At 42.2% G+C, this 20265-nt stretch carries 18 protein-coding genes and 1 riboswitch; of the genes, 13 read left to right on the top strand and 5 right to left on the bottom strand.

Annotated elements, in window-relative coordinates; genetic code table 11:
* Positions 1 to 55: 55 nt before the first annotated feature.
* The 7 genes from IEV27_RS13645 to IEV27_RS13615 all read left to right on the top strand — a co-directional run bounded on the left by IEV27_RS13645 (position 56) and on the right by IEV27_RS13615 (position 8366).
* The gene (locus tag IEV27_RS13645) at positions 56 to 448 is read left to right on the top strand and encodes a VOC family protein (protein WP_188378266.1); all 393 of its coding nucleotides are present in this window, start codon (positions 56 to 58) and stop codon (positions 446 to 448) included.
* Positions 449 to 603: 155 nt separating this feature from the next.
* The gene (locus tag IEV27_RS13640; protein ID WP_188378046.1) at positions 604 to 1335 is read left to right on the top strand and encodes a ZIP family metal transporter; all 732 of its coding nucleotides are present in this window, start codon (positions 604 to 606) and stop codon (positions 1333 to 1335) included.
* A 323-nt stretch (positions 1336 to 1658) separates the two neighbouring features.
* A complete protein-coding gene (locus IEV27_RS13635) occupies positions 1659 to 2534 on the top strand; it encodes an endonuclease I family protein (protein WP_229735322.1) in 876 nt (291 codons plus the stop codon).
* A gap of 408 nt (positions 2535 to 2942) precedes the next feature.
* The gene (locus IEV27_RS13630) at positions 2943 to 4136 is read left to right on the top strand and encodes a LysM peptidoglycan-binding domain-containing protein (protein ID WP_188378045.1); all 1194 of its coding nucleotides are present in this window, start codon (positions 2943 to 2945) and stop codon (positions 4134 to 4136) included.
* Positions 4137 to 4429: 293 nt separating this feature from the next.
* A complete protein-coding gene (gene hutU / locus IEV27_RS13625) occupies positions 4430 to 6112 on the top strand; it encodes a urocanate hydratase (RefSeq protein ID WP_188378044.1) in 1683 nt (560 codons plus the stop codon).
* Entirely contained in the window at positions 6109 to 7371 is a 1263-nt protein-coding gene (hutI, locus tag IEV27_RS13620; protein WP_188378043.1) for an imidazolonepropionase, read from the top strand. The genes hutU and hutI overlap by 4 nt, the downstream gene beginning before the upstream one ends.
* Positions 7368 to 8366: an agmatinase family protein gene (locus IEV27_RS13615; protein ID WP_188378042.1), complete on the top strand. Its 999-nt coding sequence runs from the start codon at positions 7368 to 7370 to the stop codon at positions 8364 to 8366. Before hutI ends, IEV27_RS13615 begins: the two co-directional genes overlap by 4 nt.
* Positions 8367 to 8411: 45 nt before the next feature.
* Here the strand turns inward: IEV27_RS13615 and IEV27_RS13610 are convergent, their stop codons facing one another.
* Positions 8412 to 8717, bottom strand: coding sequence for a DUF3243 domain-containing protein (locus IEV27_RS13610; protein ID WP_188378041.1), 306 nt, complete (start codon positions 8715 to 8717; stop codon positions 8412 to 8414).
* Between the two features lie 241 nt (positions 8718 to 8958).
* Between IEV27_RS13610 and hutP the strand changes: the two genes are divergently transcribed.
* The 3 genes from hutP (at position 8959) to IEV27_RS13595 (ending at position 12076) form a co-directional block, all read left to right on the top strand.
* Complete coding sequence (hutP, locus tag IEV27_RS13605; protein WP_188378040.1) at positions 8959 to 9399, top strand: histidine utilization transcription antiterminator HutP; 441 nt, start codon at positions 8959 to 8961, stop codon at positions 9397 to 9399.
* A gap of 100 nt (positions 9400 to 9499) precedes the next feature.
* The gene (hutH, locus tag IEV27_RS13600; protein WP_188378039.1) at positions 9500 to 11029 is read left to right on the top strand and encodes a histidine ammonia-lyase; all 1530 of its coding nucleotides are present in this window, start codon (positions 9500 to 9502) and stop codon (positions 11027 to 11029) included.
* A gap of 210 nt (positions 11030 to 11239) precedes the next feature.
* Positions 11240 to 12076 (top strand): STAS domain-containing protein, encoded by an 837-nt coding sequence (locus tag IEV27_RS13595; RefSeq protein WP_188378038.1) that lies wholly within the window; start codon positions 11240 to 11242, stop codon positions 12074 to 12076.
* Between the two features lie 333 nt (positions 12077 to 12409).
* Here the strand turns inward: IEV27_RS13595 and IEV27_RS13590 are convergent, their stop codons facing one another.
* The gene (locus tag IEV27_RS13590) at positions 12410 to 12739 is read right to left on the bottom strand and encodes a phospholipase (RefSeq protein WP_229735320.1); all 330 of its coding nucleotides are present in this window, start codon (positions 12737 to 12739) and stop codon (positions 12410 to 12412) included.
* A gap of 167 nt (positions 12740 to 12906) precedes the next feature.
* Between IEV27_RS13590 and IEV27_RS13585 the strand changes: the two genes are divergently transcribed.
* From IEV27_RS13585 to cysI, 3 genes are all read left to right on the top strand, one after another.
* On the top strand, positions 12907 to 13542 hold the full coding sequence (locus IEV27_RS13585) for a TspO-related membrane protein (protein ID WP_188378037.1): 636 nt from the start codon (positions 12907 to 12909) through the stop codon (positions 13540 to 13542).
* A gap of 218 nt (positions 13543 to 13760) precedes the next feature.
* Positions 13761 to 13878: riboswitch (SAM riboswitch) on the top strand.
* A 162-nt stretch (positions 13879 to 14040) separates the two neighbouring features.
* The gene (locus IEV27_RS13580) at positions 14041 to 15870 is read left to right on the top strand and encodes an assimilatory sulfite reductase (NADPH) flavoprotein subunit (protein WP_188378263.1); all 1830 of its coding nucleotides are present in this window, start codon (positions 14041 to 14043) and stop codon (positions 15868 to 15870) included.
* A gap of 18 nt (positions 15871 to 15888) precedes the next feature.
* A complete protein-coding gene (gene cysI, locus IEV27_RS13575; protein ID WP_188378036.1) occupies positions 15889 to 17601 on the top strand; it encodes an assimilatory sulfite reductase (NADPH) hemoprotein subunit in 1713 nt (570 codons plus the stop codon).
* Between the two features lie 204 nt (positions 17602 to 17805).
* Here the strand turns inward: cysI and IEV27_RS13570 are convergent, their stop codons facing one another.
* The 3 genes from IEV27_RS13570 to IEV27_RS13560 are packed head-to-tail and all read right to left on the bottom strand — an operon-like array spanning position 17806 to position 20262.
* Entirely contained in the window at positions 17806 to 18903 is a 1098-nt protein-coding gene (locus IEV27_RS13570) for a GerAB/ArcD/ProY family transporter (protein WP_188378035.1), read from the bottom strand.
* Positions 18903 to 19073, bottom strand: coding sequence for a hypothetical protein (locus tag IEV27_RS13565; RefSeq protein WP_188378034.1), 171 nt, complete (start codon positions 19071 to 19073; stop codon positions 18903 to 18905). Before IEV27_RS13565 ends, IEV27_RS13570 begins: the two co-directional genes overlap by 1 nt.
* A complete protein-coding gene (locus IEV27_RS13560) occupies positions 19060 to 20262 on the bottom strand; it encodes a Ger(x)C family spore germination protein (RefSeq protein ID WP_188378033.1) in 1203 nt (400 codons plus the stop codon). Before IEV27_RS13560 ends, IEV27_RS13565 begins: the two co-directional genes overlap by 14 nt.
* Positions 20263 to 20265 lie beyond the last annotated feature (3 nt).

Here is a 20265-nt window from a genome sequence, read left to right as displayed (position 1 = left end):
CTTAAGTTTACATTGTCCCCTTTTCGTTAATTGATTAAAAAAGGAGAGAGGCCAACTGGAAAGAGTAACTCCATTTTTAATGTTTCAAGGAAACGCCGAAGAAGCAATGCATTTCTATACCACACTAATCGAAGGGTCAGAAGTTGTAATGATCAATCAATACGGTCCGAACGAAGTAGGTGAAGAGGGCAGTGTGAAGCAAGCTGTATTTTCATTAAAAGGACAAGAATTTATGTGTATCGATAGTAACGTCCAGCACGAATTTACGTTTACTCCTTCCTTTTCTATATTTTTAACGTGCGACTCTGAAGAGGAAATCACTGATTTGTTTAGTAGTTTAATGGAGGGCGGGGAAGAGCTTATGCCTTTAGCGGATTATTCGTTCAGCAAAAAGTTTGCCTGGGTGGTCGATCAATTTGGGGTATCATGGCAGCTCAACCTTCCGTGACTTTTTAGAGCTTTTTCCTCCTTTAAACGAAGGGAAAGGCTCTTTTTAGTGAGAGAAACAGATTTCCTTAGGGTGAGTCTTTTCTAAGAAGCTTGTACATATAGTGAAGAGAAAATGGAACGTTACCTTTTACTTTTCTCTTCAGGAGGCTTCGAATGGAATGGAATCTGCTGGTTATGATGCTGTGTGCTCTTACGACATGTGCAGGAGCACTCCCTGTCTTTTTTATCCAGGGAATCTCTCATCGACGAATGGATAGTATACTTGCCTATACAGCAGGGATTATGGTGGCTGCGTCAACGTATGGGTTAATCCCTGCATCACTCAAGCTAACGAATCTCTTTGTGCTTTGTTTTGGTGTGCTGGCTGGGGCATTGCTCCTCAATCTATTAGAATACTTTATTCCTCATGTTGATATTGAGCATAATCGAACGGGCGTCCTCGTACCTTCGCAATCCATGATGATGGTCGCCGCTATGACGCTGCATAACATTCCAGAAGGATTATCAGTAGGGGCAAGTCTAGCAAGTGAAGTGGAGAATCTGGGACTTGTAGTTGCACTTTCGATGGGGCTTCAAAACGCCCCGGAAGGCTTTCTTGTCGCATTATTTTTGGTGCACCAAAACGTACATAGAGGAGCAGCTGTATTATTGGCTGGGATCACGGGTGTGATTGAATTCATCGCAAGTCTGATTGGATTTAGTTTAGTAAACGTTGCTTTGTTTCTAGTTCCTTATGGACTGGCGTTTGCTGCCGGAGCGATGCTGTTTATCGTGTACAAAGAGTTGATCCCTGAAACTCATGGGCATGGGTATGAACGATGGGCGACATTTTCTTTTTTGCTGGGGCTCCTTAGTATGATTGGATTAGTGGAATGGTTTCGTTAAGAAGGGCATAAACGGATTCAGACTCAAAATAATCACTTCTCTATGGAATCTACCCATACGTTTTCTTCTTCCTTTTCTTATAATAATCTACTTTACTAAAAAGAACGCATAAAGAATCGAAAAAGCAGGAAGAAATTGACGATTATTGGCTGAAAATAAGATTTCCTGGGAAATATGCTGCCTGGGTTTTCAGATTGATAAATTATACGCTGTTTGTGTTTAAGAAAACTCCAATATTAGGGGTTTTTATTTTGGTGAAAAAGAATTTATAATACTTACAAACGAACAGCAAGGGAGATGAGCTTATCGACTCGAAACCAAGCTTGTACTCAGCTATAGAAAATGAACAGAAACTTAACTTCATATTTAAGTCCATAGAAGGTACAATTGCTGAATTGAAGCAGGGAGAAACAAAATATTTTGACGAAGAGCAAAATAAGGACGACCTTAAAACCTATTATCAAGAAATTGAGTTTGATCATCCGGACGAATTAAGGAAAATCAAAAGACTGGTGCAAGAAACTCATACCAGTCAAGTAAAGTATGATCCCGTTCAATACGTCTACCCATGGGTGGATCTACGTCCAGATTTTCAACTAAGGAATATTTATTCCGGGAAAAACCGAGACGTGAAAGAAGTTATGAAAGAGGATTTCGAAACAACTTTACGGCGTAAAGCGGAAATAGAATCTTCAGATCATGACGTGTGGACGATCATGCGAAAACTTAAATTCAATTGTGAACATGTCGTACCTCAATCTTGGTTTGAAGGGAAAGAACCGATGCGCGGGGACCTTCATCATTTGTTTACGTGCGAGCCAGTGTGTAATTCCATTCGCAGCAATTACCCTTATTATGATTTTAAAGATTACCCAGAGAATCAGGTGGAAGCCAATCGGATTGAAGAGCAGTGCGGAAAAGCGGAGGGTGAAAGGTTTGAGCCCGAACATGGGAAAGGGGCTGTGGCAAGGGCCATGCTATACTTTTTCCTAAGATATCCGGATATAATAGAAACAACCTATAAGAAAAGAGTGGATGTTGAACTATTGTTGAAATGGCATGATCAAGAACCGCCAGATCTCTATGAGCTCCACCGCAACCAAGGAATTTATACCATACAGGAAAATCGCAACCCGTTTATTGATTATCCAAAGCAAATGAGTCGGTTGATTAAACAGGACCTCTCATCCCTTTGCTAAGTCTGCTGGAATTTTTTCCAGCGGACTTTTTTTGTGCGATTGAATAAATCAACTAAGTAACGTGGTTCAACCTTTAGGCGAAAAGAAAAGTGGGCCATTATTTATAGCAGAGGGAAGTGAGGAACACGAGGAAATCCCTGATCTCTACAAGCTGAAAAAGCTTTGCTGACGAAATCAGCAGAGCTTTTTTAATAGCTTATTAAGCAAGTGCGATCGATTCATCCGCCAAAACCTCTTGTACAGCATGAATAGTAAATTTTAACTGAAGTTTTTCTACCTTATCTACTAAAAAAGAAGTATAATAGACTTATAAATGATCGAATTTTCAGTCTTATTGTCAGTTCACTCACTTCTAGACTCTTATACATATGCTAGTTTCTTTAGCATACTAAAAAAGAGGTGAGTATAATGAAAACAAAATGGCTGTTGATTAGTGTTATCTTCTTTCTGTTTCTTGCTTCCTTCCTATCCTTCTCCCCTCAAGCAGAAGCTGCCAGCTCCCAGTTTGTAACGAAAGGAAATACGTCGAGTAAAGTCGTAGCCCTGACCTTTGATGATGGGGCTGATGGAACAAATGTTGAGACCATTCTTCAAACGTTGTCCACTTATAACGTCAAAGCTACTTTCTTTCTCACTGGTGCAGGCACAAACCATCATCCTCAAAAAATTAAACAGATTGCTTCAAAAGGACACGAACTTGGAAACCACTCGTATACTCATCCTGATTTCACAAAGCTGACGTCTGCTCAAATAAAGGACGAGCTTGATCGAACAGAGGCCATCATTCAAAGCACAACGGGGCAATCCACAAAGCCTATTTTTCGAGCGCCTTTTGGCTCGGTTAATTCCTCTGTCCTTACAGCAGTTGGAAATGCCGGCTATACGCACACCATTCACTGGAACATTGATACCGTCGATTGGAAAGGGAATTCAGCTGCTGACATTAGAGGCAGAGTGTTGAATAATATAGTACCTGGATCCATTGTTTTAATGCATACAGGAGCGGGGGCTTCGGGTACGCCGGGAGCCTTGCCGGGTATCATTACAAGCTTGAAGGATCAAGGGTATCAATTTGTTACGGTCTCTGACCTGTTAAGCGGCAAACCTTCCTCTGCATCTGGAACGTATACTGTGAAAGCAGGGGATACGCTTTACAGCCTTGCTCGCAAGTACAATACGACTGTGTCCAAACTCGTCTCAGAAAATCAACTATCGAATGCAAATGTGATTCGTATCGGCCAAGTCCTTAAAATTCCTGGCCAAACGACTGGATCACCTCCAAGCGGTTCCAAGACGTATACGGTAAAAGCTGGAGACACACTTTATAGTATCGCACGATTAAATCAAACGACCGTAAGCGAGCTCGTTTCTATCAATCAATTAAGTAATCCGAGCCTCATCCGCATCGGTCAAGTTCTAGTGCTGCCCGGTGGATCGACGCCTCCTCCAGCACAGACAACCTATACGGTGAAAACGGGAGATACCCTTTATAGCATTGCTCTTCGTTACGGCACCACTGTACAGAAGATCGCAGCAGCTAATAACCTCTCAAACCCAAGCTTAATAAGGGTTGGCCAGCAATTGACCATACCAAACGTTTGAGTATTTAGCTGGGCAGACTTTTGCAGCAGTCTCACTGAGGCCATGCCCACGGAAAGCGGAGTATTTTGACGGAGCGATGGTGTGATTTCTCTTTAACATAAATCATCCGAACTGATTTCTTCAGAATCGTTCGGATGGTTTTATGCTTTATTCGGTTTTGACCCGGCCTCTATTTTTTCTCCTTTCGATTTTTCTTAGAAAATACTTTACAATAAAAGTAAGCGCTTTCACTAAAAAAGTGGAATACCTTACGAGCTGTTCTTTTATGAATGAAAACGAGAGGGGAAGATGACATGGGGGAAGCACACTCAAGAAAAGTAACACAATATCGTGGAACTAAACTGCATACAAAAGGCTGGATCCAAGAAGCAGCGTTGCGTATGCTGAGCAATAACTTACACCCTGATGTAGCGGAGAATCCTGAAGAACTCGTCGTTTATGGCGGCATTGGGAAAGCCGCACGCAATTGGGAATGCTTTGATGCCATCGTTGAATCACTAAAAAACCTTGATGAAGAAGAAACATTACTTATTCAATCAGGTAAGCCGGTTGCCGTATTTCCTTCACACAAGGATGCGCCTAAGGTACTGATTGCAAATTCAAATCTCGTACCTGCATGGGCGAATTGGGATCACTTTCATGAGCTTGATCAAAAAGGGTTGATGATGTATGGCCAAATGACGGCAGGAAGCTGGATTTATATCGGCAGCCAGGGCATTGTGCAAGGGACATATGAAACGTTCGCTGAATGTGCCAAACAGCACTTTCAAGGCAGCTTGAAAGGAACAATCACCTTAACCGCAGGACTTGGCGGCATGGGGGGAGCTCAGCCGCTGGCGGTGACCTTAAACGGAGGAGTATGCATTGCGGTTGAAGTAGATCCACGGCGTATTCAGCGGCGTATCGATACGAAATACTTAGATACTTCCACTGAAAGCTTAGAGGAGGCTATTCGATTAGCGCAAGAAGCAGGTGATCAAGAAAAAGCTCTTTCCATCGGATTGTTTGGAAATGCGGCGGAACTGTTGCCTGAAATGATCGCAAAAGGTTTTATTCCAGACGTATTAACGGATCAAACCTCAGCACACGATCCGCTGAACGGATACGTACCAGTTGGTCTGACGCTTCAGCAAGCCGAGCATCTGCGCCAATCGAATGCGAGTGAGTACACAAAGCAATCCAAACAAAGCATTGCCGCCCACGTTAAAGCGATGCTGCAGATGCAGCAGCACGGTGCCGTAACATTTGATTATGGCAACAACATTCGCCAAGTTGCTAAGGATGAGGGGGTGGCGGATGCCTTTGATTTTCCAGGCTTCGTTCCAGCGTATATTCGTCCGCAGTTTTGTGAAGGAAAAGGACCTTTTCGCTGGGTGGCGCTGTCAGGCGATCCTGAAGATATTTATAAAACGGATGAAGTGATTTTACGTGAGTTTAGCGAGAATAAACATTTGTGTAACTGGATCCGGATGGCACGTGAAAAAATTACCTTTCAAGGACTCCCTGCACGTATTTGCTGGCTTGGGTATGGGGAACGAGCACGATTTGGAAAAATCATTAATGACATGGTGGCAAATGGGGAACTCAGTGCTCCGATCGTAATCGGCCGTGATCATCTTGACTCAGGATCAGTGGCCTCGCCGAATCGCGAGACAGAATCGATGAAAGACGGCAGTGACGCTGTCGCGGACTGGCCGATTTTAAATGCAATGATCAACAGTGTCGGAGGAGCCAGCTGGGTGAGTGTGCACCACGGCGGGGGTGTTGGTATGGGGTATTCCCTGCACGCGGGAATGGTCATTGTGGCCGATGGAACAAAGGATGCCGAGCAGCGATTGGAGCGTGTATTAACGTCTGATCCAGGGATGGGAGTGGCCCGCCATGTCGATGCCGGTTATGACCTTGCTGAGAAGACAGCACGTAACAAAGGAATTCAAATCCCGATGCTTAAAAGGGTGAGGAGGGAGACACGATGACCGAGACCTTACTTATTACAAATGCTGCCCAAGTCGTTACGATGAAGGGACATAAAGATAAACCAGCAACGAAAGATGCCATGTCTGAACTAGACATTATTGAAAATGGAGCCGTTTTTATGGAAAATGGAAAAATTGTGGCCGTAGGTAATGATCAAGAGATTTGTTCAGCCTATAAAGCCGACCATCACATAGATGCCAGTGGGAAAGTTGTGACCCCGGGATTAATCGATCCACACACCCACCTCGTGCACTCAGGAACGAGAGAGAATGAATACGCCATGCGGCTAAAAGGAAAAACGTATATGGAGATTATGGAAGCAGGCGGCGGCATTCACGCCACTACACGTGCCACGCAAGCAGCGACACACGAAGAGCTTTATGAGCAATCGAAGAAACGGCTTGACCAATTTTTGCTGCATGGCGTGACTACTGTGGAAGCGAAAAGCGGCTATGGATTGACGCTTGAGCATGAGTTAAAGCAGCTTGAAGTTGTTCAAAAGCTTCAGCAAGAACATGCCGTCGATCTTATCTCCACTTTTATGGGAGCTCATGCGATACCGATCGCTGAAAAAGAAAAACCTGAACTATTCGTGGAGCGGGTGATACAAGAAATGATTCCAGAAGTGGCGAAAAAGAAATTAGCTTCCTTTAACGATGTATTTTGTGAACGAGGAGTTTTCACGCCTGAACAGTCAAGGAGAATCTTAGAAGCAGGGAAAAAGCACGGTTTAATTCCGAAAATACATGCGGATGAAATAGAGCCGTATGGCGGAGCAGAACTAGCCGCTTCCATTGGCGCCATCTCAGCCGACCATTTGTTAAAAGCATCTGAACAAGGAATCAAAGATTTGGCAGAAACAGGGGTGATCGGTGTGCTGTTGCCCGGCACCGCCTTTTTCTTAATGGCTGAATTTGCCGAGGCGAGGAAAATGATCGATGCTGGAGTAGCCGTCGCGCTGTCCACAGATGCCAATCCAGGTTCTTCACCGACGATTTCATTACCGTTTATTATGAACTTGGGCTGTTTGAAAATGGGGATGACGCCTGAAGAAGTTTTAACAGCGACGACGATCAATGCGGCTTACGCCATTGGTTGTGCAGATGAAGCTGGAAGCCTGGAGGCTGGTAAGAAAGCGGACATTACCATTTTTAACGTCCCGAATTACTTGACTCTTTCGTATCAATATGGAATGAATCATGTAGATACTGTGATAAAAGCAGGAAAGCTCGTAGTTAAGGGAGGACAGCTGCAATGACGGATTACCCTTATCCAATGCTTGATCGTCCTGATATGATTTGGTCGAAGCAGACCAATAAAAAAAGTGATCTAAAGGTGCATGAATGGATTGAAACTTTAGGGGATAAGGTGCCGGATTGGTCAGGGTACGACGTCACGCTATTAGGAGTGCCGTTGTCAAAATCATCGATCAGTACATCGGCTGCGTGTGAAAACCCTGAAGTGATGCGTCGAGCTTGGAAGTCGTTTGAGACGTACAATTTAGATGAAGATTTGGATTTGTCTGTACTGAAGGTGCTGGATCTCGGAAATGTAAAGCAGCACACAACTGATATTCTCCAAACGCATGAGAATATTAAAGAAGCCATGGCTTCCCTACGCACGTACCACCCTCATACTTTGCCTATTATGATGGGAGGGGACCATTCGATTACAGCGATGCTCATTAAAGGCTGGAAGCAGATCCACCCCGACGAACGCATTGGTATTTTGCAGTTTGATACTCATTTTGACTTACGCGATCTAAAAGAACTAGGTCCGGCTAATGGAACACCCATTCGGAACTTAATTGAAAGTGAAACGATCAAGGGGAAACACGTACACAACATTGGTCTGCATGGATTTTTTAATTCGAGAGCATTAAGAGACTATGCTGATAAGCACGGTGTCTGCTATACAACGATGAAAAAAGCAAGAAAACAGGGGATGAATTCGGTCGTCAATGAGGCACTGAAGAAGTTGGAGTCTGAGGTCGATACGATTTATGTAACTGTCGACATGGATGTGCTTGATATCACGCAAAACCCGGCTGCTCCAGCTGCGACGCCTGGAGGAATGTATACCCATGAATTGTTTGATGCTGTTCAAATTGCAGGTGAACACCCAAAGGTGAAAGCGATGGATATCGTTTGTCTGGACCCGCGTAAAGATGTAGGGGACATGGCAGTGAAAAGCGCTGTACACGTTATGCTGTCATTTTTGACGGGTTATTGTAGGAGGAGCGAAGATGAATAAAAAAATAGCCTAGATTCTTTTGTTAAGAACCTAGGCTTCCATCTTTTAGTTGGTTTCATCTGTTAATTTAACGAGAACGTGTGCGATATGCTTACGTTCGTCTTCATTCGCTACATTCCACAGTTCATTCAGCACTTTTTCTTCACGATTTTTAGGTTCTTCATTTTTAGCTAAATAGTCACCAACACGTTTGGCACCTTTTGTTAAACCTTCTTCGCCAAGACCCAGTTTCTCGCCTTTTTGAACTTGGTCGCCTAGATAGTCTTTAAACGTTTGGAAGTTTTGCATAATATCATCTTTTTTATCTTCACTCATTTTCGCTGCCGCTTGCTTAGGATCTTTCTCTGCCATGAGTAACACTCCTTTTAAAAGATTGTGTTCTTCTAGTTCCACTTTAAGCAAATAACTAAACACGATGAAGTTATATTTTAATAATTAATGATGAGAAAAGAAGCGTGATTGGCAGTTAATTTGTTATCTAAATATAAGGTTAAAAGATACGCATTGTTGGAACACGTTCTTCTTAAGCAGTTGACTTTCCGTTGAGAAAACGTTTACAATTTAATTAGAAACGACTGGATAGGTGAAGCTGATGACTCAAAAGATTTCGATTGGAAAGCTAGCGATGCTTGTAGCTTCTTTAACGCCTGAAGAGCTCAAACCGTTTACAGAACAATTAAAGGACGTCGATTACTGCAGTGGAAAATCAGGTTCCATGAACATGCAAAAAGTCATTTCAGCTGTTGAAACATCGGCGAAAAGAAATCATATAATATCAGACGAACTTTATCGCGAAACGCATGCGCTTTATCATGCGATTTTAGAAGCATTAGAAGGGGTTATGCGCGGGCAGATGGCTGCTGGAGAAATGATGAGAACGGTAGGGCTGCGCTTTGCAGTTGTACGTGGATCACCTTATGAAAAGTTTGATGAAGGTGAATGGCTGGCCGTTGCTTTTTATGGGACGATCGGCGCGCCGGTGAAAGGGCTCGAGCATGAGACGTTCGGTCTTGGAATCAACCATATAGGGTAAAAAAAGAAGCTGCCTATAGTCATTAGTTATGAGGAGGCGGCAATGGTATTTCGCATGCCATTGTCGTCTTCTTTTTTATTGGAGAAAGGAGAAACTGACGATGATTGAATTAAACGGTTCCACGTTAACACTCGAGCAAATGAAGGGCATCATATATGAAAATGAACCGATTGAAATAGATACAGACAGCATGGAAAGGGTGAGAAAAAGCAGAGAAGCCGTAGAAGGAATCGTGACTCGAGGAGAAACAGTGTACGGCATTACCACCGGATTCGGGAAGTTCAGTGACGTACTTATCCATAACCACGATGTCGATGCCTTGCAGCTGCATCTTATACGGTCACACGCTTGCGGTCTTGGGGATCCTTTTCCTGAGCAAGTAAGTAAAGCGATGGTGGTTTTACGATTGAATGCATTACTTAAAGGGTTCTCAGGTGTACGTCCATGCGTCGTGGAGCGGCTGAGAGACTTAGCTAATGAAGGGGTCATTCCTGTGGTGCCAAGTCAAGGATCATTAGGAGCTTCAGGTGACTTAGCACCGCTGTCCCACCTCGCTTTAGTGCTTATCGGGGAAGGCGAGGTCCATTATAAGGGGAAGATTAAATCGACGGAGCAGGTGTATCAGCAGCTGGGTTACACCCCTCTTACACTAAAAGCAAAGGAAGGGCTTGCGCTTATTAACGGCACTCAAGCAATGACAGCCATGGGCGTTATTAACTATATCGAAGCGGAGAGGATACTCTGTCAAAGTGACTGGATTGCTGCTATGACGCTAGAAGCGTTAGAAGGTATTATTGACGCTTTTCACCCAGAGATCCATAAAGTACGCGGCTATCGGGAGCAAATGGAAGTGGCTGAGAGAATACGAATTCTAACGAGCGATAGCAAGCTGACGACTCACCAAGGGGAAAAGCGAGTGCAGGATGCCTATTCACTGCGGTGCATTCCTCAAGTCCACGGAGCATCACGACAAAGCGTAGCGTATGTCAAAGACAAACTTGAAATCGAAATCAATGCAGCCACCGATAACCCGCTTATTTTGGAAGATGGAAATGTCGTTGTCTCAGGAGGCAATTTTCACGGACAGCCAATTGCTTTAGCGATGGACTTCTTAAAAATAGCCATAGCTGAAATGGCGAACATCTCCGAGCGCCGGATTGAACGACTCGTAAACCCTCAACTCAACAGCCTGCCTGCATTCTTAAGTCCAAATCCAGGGCTGCAGTCGGGTGCAATGATTATGCAGTACGCAGCGGCTTCTCTCGTATCGGAAAATAAAACACTTGCTCATCCAGCGAGTGTCGATTCGATCCCGTCTTCCGCCAATCAGGAGGATCACGTCAGCATGGGGACGACTGGTGCCCGACATGCTTATCAAATCATTTTAAACGCGCAAAAAGTGCTGGCCATCGAGTTCATTTGTGCCATGCAGGCGCTGGAATATCGAGGAGAAGCTTTAGCCTCCTCTGCTGCTCAAAAACTGTTGGCTAGAGGCAGGGAAGTGGTACCGAGTATCACGGAGGATCGAATATTCTCAAAAGATATTGAAGCTCTTTCAAAGTGGCTGACGAGTGATCCGTTTGATTGGTCCTTAAAACGAATAGTGGGGCACACCGAGTATAAAACCTAAATGGTTTTGTGCTCTTTTTTCGTTATATCGAGGACATACATCTTATTCAATAAGGTGTAAAATGAACACTTGTGAAAATTAAGAAAATTTGGAATAATTATTTATAGTAAAAGTCTGAAATGTTGAATCTTAATGACCCATTATAATTGAAAATAAACGGGCGCAGTTGGTCTTATAAAAAGTATTAAATTACTTGGGAGGAGAATTATTATGGAATTTACTTTTCGTTCTTCGTTTACTTTAAAAGATTTCATTGCGGAAAATAATCACTTATTTGAAATAAAATTATTATCAGAAGCAGTAAACGTGAAACATAAAATAGAGGAAATCCTGCAAATTGGTAATATCGATCTCGTGAATAATGCGAATCAACTAGTTGTTTACATTATAGATGGAAATGATGAAGAACTTAAAAAATTTGCGAAACAAGAGGGGATCGCGTGGGCTACGCATTCCATAGCTTTATCATTCAAATTGGAGTGGGTACAGGCTATTCGAAGAACATTCTGGAATTTTATTGAGAGGTATTATGAACGAACAAATAATTTTAAAATGGCGGACTTTTTTCAGTTGGAGCAAGAAATAAATAATCGAGTAGATGAATTCTTAAATACATTCTTTTTAAGTTACTCTACATACAAAGATTCATTGATTAAGTCTCAAAGAGAATTGGTTGAAAATTTATCGGTGCCTATTATCCCTATAACCCCATTAATTTGTATATTGCCTTTGATTGGTTCTATTGATTCATTTCGAGCAGGGATTATTAATGAGAAGGTTCTGACAGAGGTTGCGGATTTAAGGATTCAAACGTTGATTATGGATTTATCCGGTATTGCAAAAATGGAAAGTGAAATTATTGTAGAGTTAATGAAAATTATTGATGGCACTGCCATGATGGGATGTCAGACGGTGATTACAGGAATAAGAAAGGAAATTGTAAGCGAGATGACGAAATCAGGAATAATGTTTAACCAAAAAACGAAAGCATTAGGGACGTTGCAACAAGCATTAAATGAATACTTTGTAAGCGAGGGAAATGCATAAATTGAATAAAATTAAAAAAAGCTCAGAGGCTGCTCTGAGCTTTTTTAATTAAGTACTCTCCATTAAAAGTTCTTAGAAAGTGATACCCTGAGAACAAGAATTAAAAAAGTCAACAGGTTAACATTTTTTGTTTTTCTAATGGTTATCCCTCCCAATGAACTTTGATTAATTTAAATGTAGCATTTTAAATACACCTTTTATAGTTTCATGTAAGAAAATGTGACACGGAATTTTTACTGCCTCGTCGATTGGGTTATTAACAAACACAATTCGCCACTTCTCTCTTTCATATTAGTGCACAATCAAAAAGGAGCCTGATCCCCAAGCTCCTTTTTAAAATCGTGGTTTTCTAAAGCCGCACGTAAATATTCGCTGTGTCCTCATGTAATGCAGCATCTTATGAGCATGCCGGCCTTCCCTCGAATATGGGGTTTGTAATTCTTCTAATCGTCGAATGAATGCTTGGTCGCACGCACAGTAATCTCGATAGGTTAAATAACATTTGTCGTGTGCTTTGCAGGCTGCATCGACTGCATTAATCGGTCTGCCAGGTCCGCTGAATCCTGGGCCACACCAGTTGTAGCCCGGAAAGAGGCAAAACGGGGAACGTCTTCTGCGGTTAGCATAGTTACGCATGTTACCCTCTTCTTTCAATCGTTGCATGAGGTTTTAACCCTCTTTTATATGATATGGCATCTAAATAGCTTTGCTTAGTCTATTAACTATACAGTTATAGAAATGGAGAAATTTGCACTGAGCTGTACTGTTTCTTTTCGTCGTGAATAAATATGGAAAGAAGTGGATGAGCAGTTGTGGAAAGGAGGAACGACATGCTGTTTTTGCTAAAGCTGTTTAATTTAGCAAGTTTTATTTACTTAATCATTGCCTCTGTTTTTATCGCTGATTTTTCAAGCAGGGGATGGTCAGAAGGTGTGTACGTCATGCCTGCGCCTTATGCGTTCTCGATTTGGGGGCTTATTTATGTGCTCTTGTTTATTTTTATTCTCAAATCTTTTTTTGCTAATGAAGAAGAAAATGCGGTTATCGAAGGAATAGGTCTTTGGTTTCCGATTAGTATGATCCTGTCCGGCACCACTGTCATTGTTGGAACGACGCCTTCAATTTTGTTTATCGCTTTATCTCTGCTTACGCTGTGTATCGTCTATATGATGATTCAACAGCTTTCGTTATCTTCAACCAAATATCGCTGGCCTTTTTCTTTTTATCTTGGGTGGACCTCTGTAGCAACAATTGTCGATGCATTTGTCGTATTAAAAGCAAATCAGGTTGATGAATTATTTTCGATTGGGGAGCTTGGCTGGTCTGTTATTATGCTGACGATTGGTGGATTGCTCGCGATTGGGTTAAAGACTTTATCTTCCCACTCGTGTTTGTTTGGGGATATATCGGTATTTGTATTGAACAAACCGTTCCGCTTATTGAATTTACAACAGCAGGATTTGTGATTATGATTTCGCTTATTTTATTAATCGGATGTGTTACAGTGTATCGTCGATCGGATATGTGAAAAATGATGGTAGAGTATCTATTCATGTGTAATTCGGCTTCACTTACTGAAAATTTAAAATGAATTCGTGTCATTTTTTCGGAATCTATTGACAATTCATCGAATTCAGCATAACATATTTACCATTCATGACTTTACATTAATTGCATATGAGCTTTCTTATTTTGAGAGGTGGAGGGACTGGCCCTTTGAAACCTCGGCAACGGGTCTATGTTGTAGGTAATAGATACTGTGCCAATTCCAGCAGAGGCATGAAGCGTCTGAAAGATAAGAAGAATGGTGATTACGATCAAACCCTCTCTTCTTATTTTTAAAGAAGCGGGGGTTTTTTGCTAGTGTTTGAGAGGAGGAAGTCGTTTAAGGTTCAATATTTTTTTATGCTCAAATCCGAGTAAACAGCTATGATTACAATGTGAAATGGAGTGAGGTGGAAATGTTGCAGTTAAAGGAAAAGAACAGTCCTTTTAATCAGGAGCAAGCAGATCAATTGAATCGGCTGCTTCCTACCTTAACGGAAAATCAAAGAATTTGGCTGAGTGGATATTTGGCTGTACCACTAAGTGGTCCAGATGCAGCTGTGCAAGATTTTCCGCAAGCATCTGAAACGAACGGTGCAGCAGTGGCAAGTCAAACAAGAGATGTAACGATCTTGTATGGTTCTCATACGGGTAATTGTCAGTCGCTTGCTGAAGACTTTTCACAAAAGCTAGAACAGAAACAATTTAACGTGACGGTATCTTCAATGGATGATTTTAAGCCGAAAGCATTAAAGAAAGTAGAAGATTTATTGATCGTAACGAGCACTCACGGAGATGGAGATCCCCCGGACAATGCGCTATCTTTATATGATTTCCTCCATAGCAAAAGAGCTCCGAAGCTAGAAGGTGTTCGATTCTCTGTGCTTTCACTTGGGGACAGCTCGTATGAATTTTTCTGTCAAACGGGTAAGGAATTTGATCACCGTCTGGAAGAATTAGGAGCTGAGCGATTGGCTGCACGTGTCGATTGCGATTTAGACTTTGAAGAGCCGGCTGAAGAGTGGTTTCAGGCGACGTTAACAGAGCTTGATACAGGGCATGGATCTGGTGGTTCTGTCGCAGCAGACGATCCAGCTGACTCATTAGCAGAGACTTCTACTGTCTATTCAAGAACGAATCCGTTCCAAGCAGAAATTTTAGAAAATATTAATCTTAATGGCCGTGGTTCTAATAAAGAAACGCGTCACCTGGAGCTTGATCTTGAAGGTTCCGGTTTGCAGTATGAGCCTGGGGACAGCTTAGGCATCTTTCCGCAAAACGACCCAGTCCTCGTTGATCAATTGATTCAAGCGATGGGATGGAATCCAGAAGAAACAGTGACGATTAACAAGCAAGGGGAAATTCGTTCTGTACGTGAAGCTCTAACGACTCACTTCGAGATTACAAGTTTAACGAAGCCTTTGTTAGAAAAAGCTGCTTTCCTTTCCTCTAATGAAGCACTTAAGAAGCTTATCAAACCTGAGAGTTCACAAGAATTAAGAGAATATATTGAAGGACGCGATCTCATTGATCTTGTACAAGATTTTGGACCATGGGAGGGATCTGTTCACGATTTCATTACGATTCTTCGTAAAATTCCTGTTCGCCTTTATTCCATCGCAAGCAGTTCCGAGGCGAATCCTGATGAAGTCCATTTAACGATTGGAGCCGTGAGATACGATGCTCATGGACGTCCACGATCTGGGGTGTGTTCCGTCCAGTGTGCAGAGCGCTCTGAACCAGGAGATACTCTACCGGTCTTTATTCAGCGAAATCAAAATTTCAAACTTCCTGAAAATCCAGAAACCCCTGTCGTGATGATAGGAGCCGGTACAGGTGTGGCGCCGTATCGTGCTTTTCTTGAAGAGAGAGAAGAGGCGGAGGCGAGCGGAGAGTCATGGCTTTTCTTTGGTGATCAGCATTTTGTTACTGACTTTCTCTATCAGACGGAATGGCAGCAATGGTTAAAAGAAGGCGTACTGACGAAAATGGATGTCGCTTTTTCTAGAGATACGGATGAAAAAGTGTATGTTCAGCACCGCATGCTTGAACACAGCAAAGAATTATATGAATGGCTGCAAGGCGGAGCACACGTATATGTATGTGGGGATGAACAATATATGGCTAAAGACGTTCAAGATACACTGCTTACGATTCTTAAACAAGAAGGCCAACTGACTGATGAACAGGCTGACCAATACCTGGCTGACATGCGTAAAGCCAAACGTTATCAGCGTGATGTGTATTAAGAGGAAAGGGGAGAAATCATGACGAACAATAGATTTCCTGAACAGCATGGTCCACCTAGTGAAATGGAAAAAATTAAAGAAGAGAGTGATTACTTAAGAGGATCACTTGTAGAAAGCTTTGAAGAACGGCTGAGTGCTGGTATTCCCGATGAGCAGACGAAGCTTCTGAAGTTTCACGGAAGCTATATGCAGGATGACCGGGATGTACGAAACGAACGAAAACAGCAGAAATTGGAGCCGAATTATCAGTTTATGATTCGCGTTCGATTAGCCGGAGGGGTGGCCACACCCGAGCAATGGTTAACGATGGATGACCTTGCGAATACACACGGAAATGGCACTCTTAAATTAACGACACGGCAGACCTTCCAGCTGCACGGAATTTTAAAATGGAATATGAAAAAGACGATCCAGGCGATGGATGCATCTTTAATGGATACGATTGCTGCCTGTGGGGATGTAAACCGAAATGTAATGTGTAATGCCAATCCGTACCAATCCGATATACATGCCGAAGTGTACGAATGGTCCAAGCAAATTAGTGACCATTTACTTCCAAAAACGAGAGCCTATCACGAGATTTGGTTAGATGAAGAAAAAGTACTCGACAGTCGAGAAGAAGAAACCGAACCGGTTTACGGACCGCTTTATTTACCGAGAAAATTTAAGATTGGCGTTGCTGTTCCACCCTCTAATGATGTGGATATTTTCTCCCAAGATCTTGGGTTTATTGCTATTTTGGAGGATGGCATACTGCAAGGTTTCAACATCGCTGTAGGCGGCGGCATGGGCATGACGCACGGGGATACAAATACATATCCTCAGCTGTCGCGAGTAGTTGGTTTTTGTAAACCAGAGCAGACGTTAGATGTGGCTGAGAAAATTCTTACCATTCAACGCGATTACGGAAACCGTTCAGAGAGGAAAAATGCCCGCTTTAAATATACGGTCGACCGCAAAGGGCTCGACTGGATAAAAGACGAACTCAATGCTCGTTTAGGCTGGGAGATTGAAGAGGAACGCCCGTACACATTCGATCATAACGGCGACCGTTACGGATGGATAAAAGGGGATGACAAGTGGCATCTCACGCTGTTTATCCAAAACGGACGCGTCAAAGACACGGACGATTATCCACTAATGACGGGTTTGCGTGAAATTGCAAAAGTACACAAGGGAGATTTCAGACTCACACCAAACCAGAACTTGATCATCTCAAATGTCGCTGAGGAAGATAAGAATCAAATTGATGAGCTCGTCAGCCAGTATGGGTTGACCGACGGTAAGCATAACTCTGCATTAAGAAGAAATTCAATGGCTTGCGTTGCTTTTCCAACTTGTGGATTAGCTATGGCTGAGGCTGAACGGTATTTACCTACGTTAATTGATAAGGTGGAAAATATCCTCGATGAAGCCGGGCTTCGAGACGAAGAAATTGTGATACGTATGTCCGGGTGCCCGAATGGGTGCTCTCGTCCTGCCTTAGGAGAGATTGGGTTTATCGGCAAAGCACCAGGCAAATACAATATGTATTTAGGGGCTGGATTTAGAGGCGATCGACTCAACAAGTTGTACCGAGAAAACATCGGTGAAGAAGAAATTTTACAAGAGCTGACTCCTATTCTTCAAAATTACGCTAAAGACCGTACCGAGAACGAACATTTCGGTGACTACGTCATTCGAGCTGGATACGTAAACGCCGTTCATTCAGGTGTAGAATTTCATAGCTAGTGACGAGAGGTTGGGACAAAACTGAATAAAGCATAAAATCATCCGAACGATTTCTGTAGAAATCAGTTCGGATGATTTATGTTAAAGAGAAATCACACCTTCGCTCCGTCAAAATACTCCTCACCGGGTACCAGGTACCGAAATTCACACTTGGCACTTCGATCTTTTACAGCTTTTCGGTACCTGGTACCCTTATTAGGTTCCTTATTGTGAAGCAGGCATTTTATGTTTTTTTCTCAAGATTCCAACAGCCAACACTAGTATAATGAGACAGTAAAGTGAAAACCAATAAAAGGTCCAGCTCGTTGTTACAAAATTACTAAAGTCCATCACGGTTTTGTGAAGGTGATTGCTCATGGCCCATACGAGTATGCCGATAGGAATAATATACACCTTATACGTAGTAGATTTTGAAAGATGTTTTAGTCCTAACATCCCAACAAGAAAACATGCCGTAATTTTAACAAACAACCCAAGAAGCCAGGCAACAGCCAGTAAGATTTCTATTCTCTCAAACACGGTGAAAAATTCAATATCTCTCATCACAGAAAACGTAGGGTAGGTTTCCCGTGCCACTAAATAAGCTCCTTCATCTCCAATAATTAGAAATACAGTTACTGCTAATGTCATTCCCCCTATCGTAATTCCTGACAAGTAGACAATCCTCAGCTTTTCTTTCTTTTCAACAAATTGAAGAAAAGCCGATAGTAATAAAATTTCAATAAAGGGGAAGCCGAGCGTGACGTAGGCTCCTTGGAAAACCTCTAACGGAGGAGTATGAAAAAAAGGCTTGAGTTCAAAAAAGTTAAATTCTCTAAGGATTAGAAGTAGAGAACCCATGGTAAACAATACAACAAAGGGAAATAACATTTCATTTAATAAAAAAATAACTTTCACTCCTAAGGCAGCGGCATAAGCGACCGCAATGAGAGTGAGGACCTGATAGATCCAAGGGTGTGAGTATGGAACCACACTTGATACCATAAAGTTACTTAAGTTTCGTACTACCATAGCTGCAAGGTGCAAAGCGTAAAAAATGATAAGCAAATTCACCAAGGTACCTATCCATTTTCCTGCTATACGATCCATTAATTCAAAGAGTGAAGGGTAGTTATACTTTTTAAACATAAACAAGTAGAGGGCCATCAATAATAAACCGATCACTAATGCAAGCAGCATAGATAACCATCCATCTTGCTTCGCCGCCACAACTGTAATAGCCGGTGCCATTAAAATGGAACTAAAAATGAGAAAATTAATAACGACGGCTATAAATTGGTATCTTGATAATTGAGTATTCATTATGGACCTCCGAATAGACCGTAGTAAATCGGCTCATAGATTGCTTTTAACCAAGAAGTGACAGGGAAGATAGGGAGGTCATATAAATACCCTATTGCATATCCCACAGAGAAAAACCAAACGATAACGATAACGACTTTTTCTTTAAGTGTTCGGTTAGCTTTCTTCATTATTACCCACTCTTGCGCCAGGAGATTCTAAATAAACATCGACCTCTGTGGTGATCTCCATCTGGGCATATAGGCTTTCCCAGTCATCTTTGGCCTTTTCCCATTGGTTCGGCTGGTTTTTAAATAAATAATTTTTAATACCGAAATAGTCAAGGTTGAGATCTTGTGCATTCTCAACAGAAGTTTGTAAATCCTCTTCTAAGTTTGTATTTATAATGTCCTGAAGCTCGGTTACTCCTTTATCCGTTGATAGATCAATTTTACAAGTCATACCCTGGAGGTTAAAATGTCCCCTCACCTGAATCATATAAGTCAATTGGTCTCCTTCAATTTTTGGTTTTGCTTTAATATCCATCTCTTTTAAAAGAAAGCCGATTGTACCTTTACTGTCACGACAAGGAACGGTGTAGTTTTTAACTGTTTCTGATTCTCCATTGATCATTACCCAGGCCACTGAATCTTTATAGGAAAGCCAATCTACTAAATAATCTTTATCAAATAGAGCTAAACCTGTTAAACGTAAGGCATTCTTATTTCCCTCAATTTCATTTAACGATTCTGTATTTGAAGAATCTGTTTCTTTAGTGACTCTTTCAACTCCCGTGATAACAGCGTCACGATCATCCCCGTATCTCCATCTAATGAAGTCCTCCAATTCAATTCCGTCTTTTAAACCAATCGTACTTCCGGGGACTTCTACCAGCCTTTTGATATTTTGAATAGAAGAATTATCTAAGGGAGGAAACGTGTTTAAAATATCGGATGCTGTCGTTTCCTTAGCGATAAAAAGCATGTAGCTGTCTCGAATTTCATAATGCCGCTCCAGAAAATCGCTAATCTCATGCAATCCATTTTCTCGCGCGTAGTCCTCGCCTACGACGAGCGAAGAAATATGAGGGAAAAACAATTTTCTGGAAAGTAAGTTATTTGCATTAAATACAGCTGCTACAACATCTTCTCCTTCGCTTTCAAAGGTATAGGAGGTGGCCTGGCTAGCGCCGCCGCCACCTGATTCCCCGCCTGCTTGAGCTTGAGGGTTAGTTGCTTGGAATGTAACTTTTACATTTTGATCGTCGCCTTGATCAATGCCAATCCCAGTTAGTATAAGCAGTTCGTCTAGTTCCTCTTGACCGCTGCATCCTCCTAAAAAGATCAAGGAAAAAAAGAATAAGGCGTAAAAGTTTTTCATAGG

The organism is Halobacillus andaensis, from assembly GCF_014636475.1.
Taxonomy (GTDB): domain Bacteria; phylum Bacillota; class Bacilli; order Bacillales; family Halobacillaceae; genus Halobacillus_A; species Halobacillus_A andaensis.
This window is presented reverse-complemented; position numbering and strand designations above follow the sequence as displayed.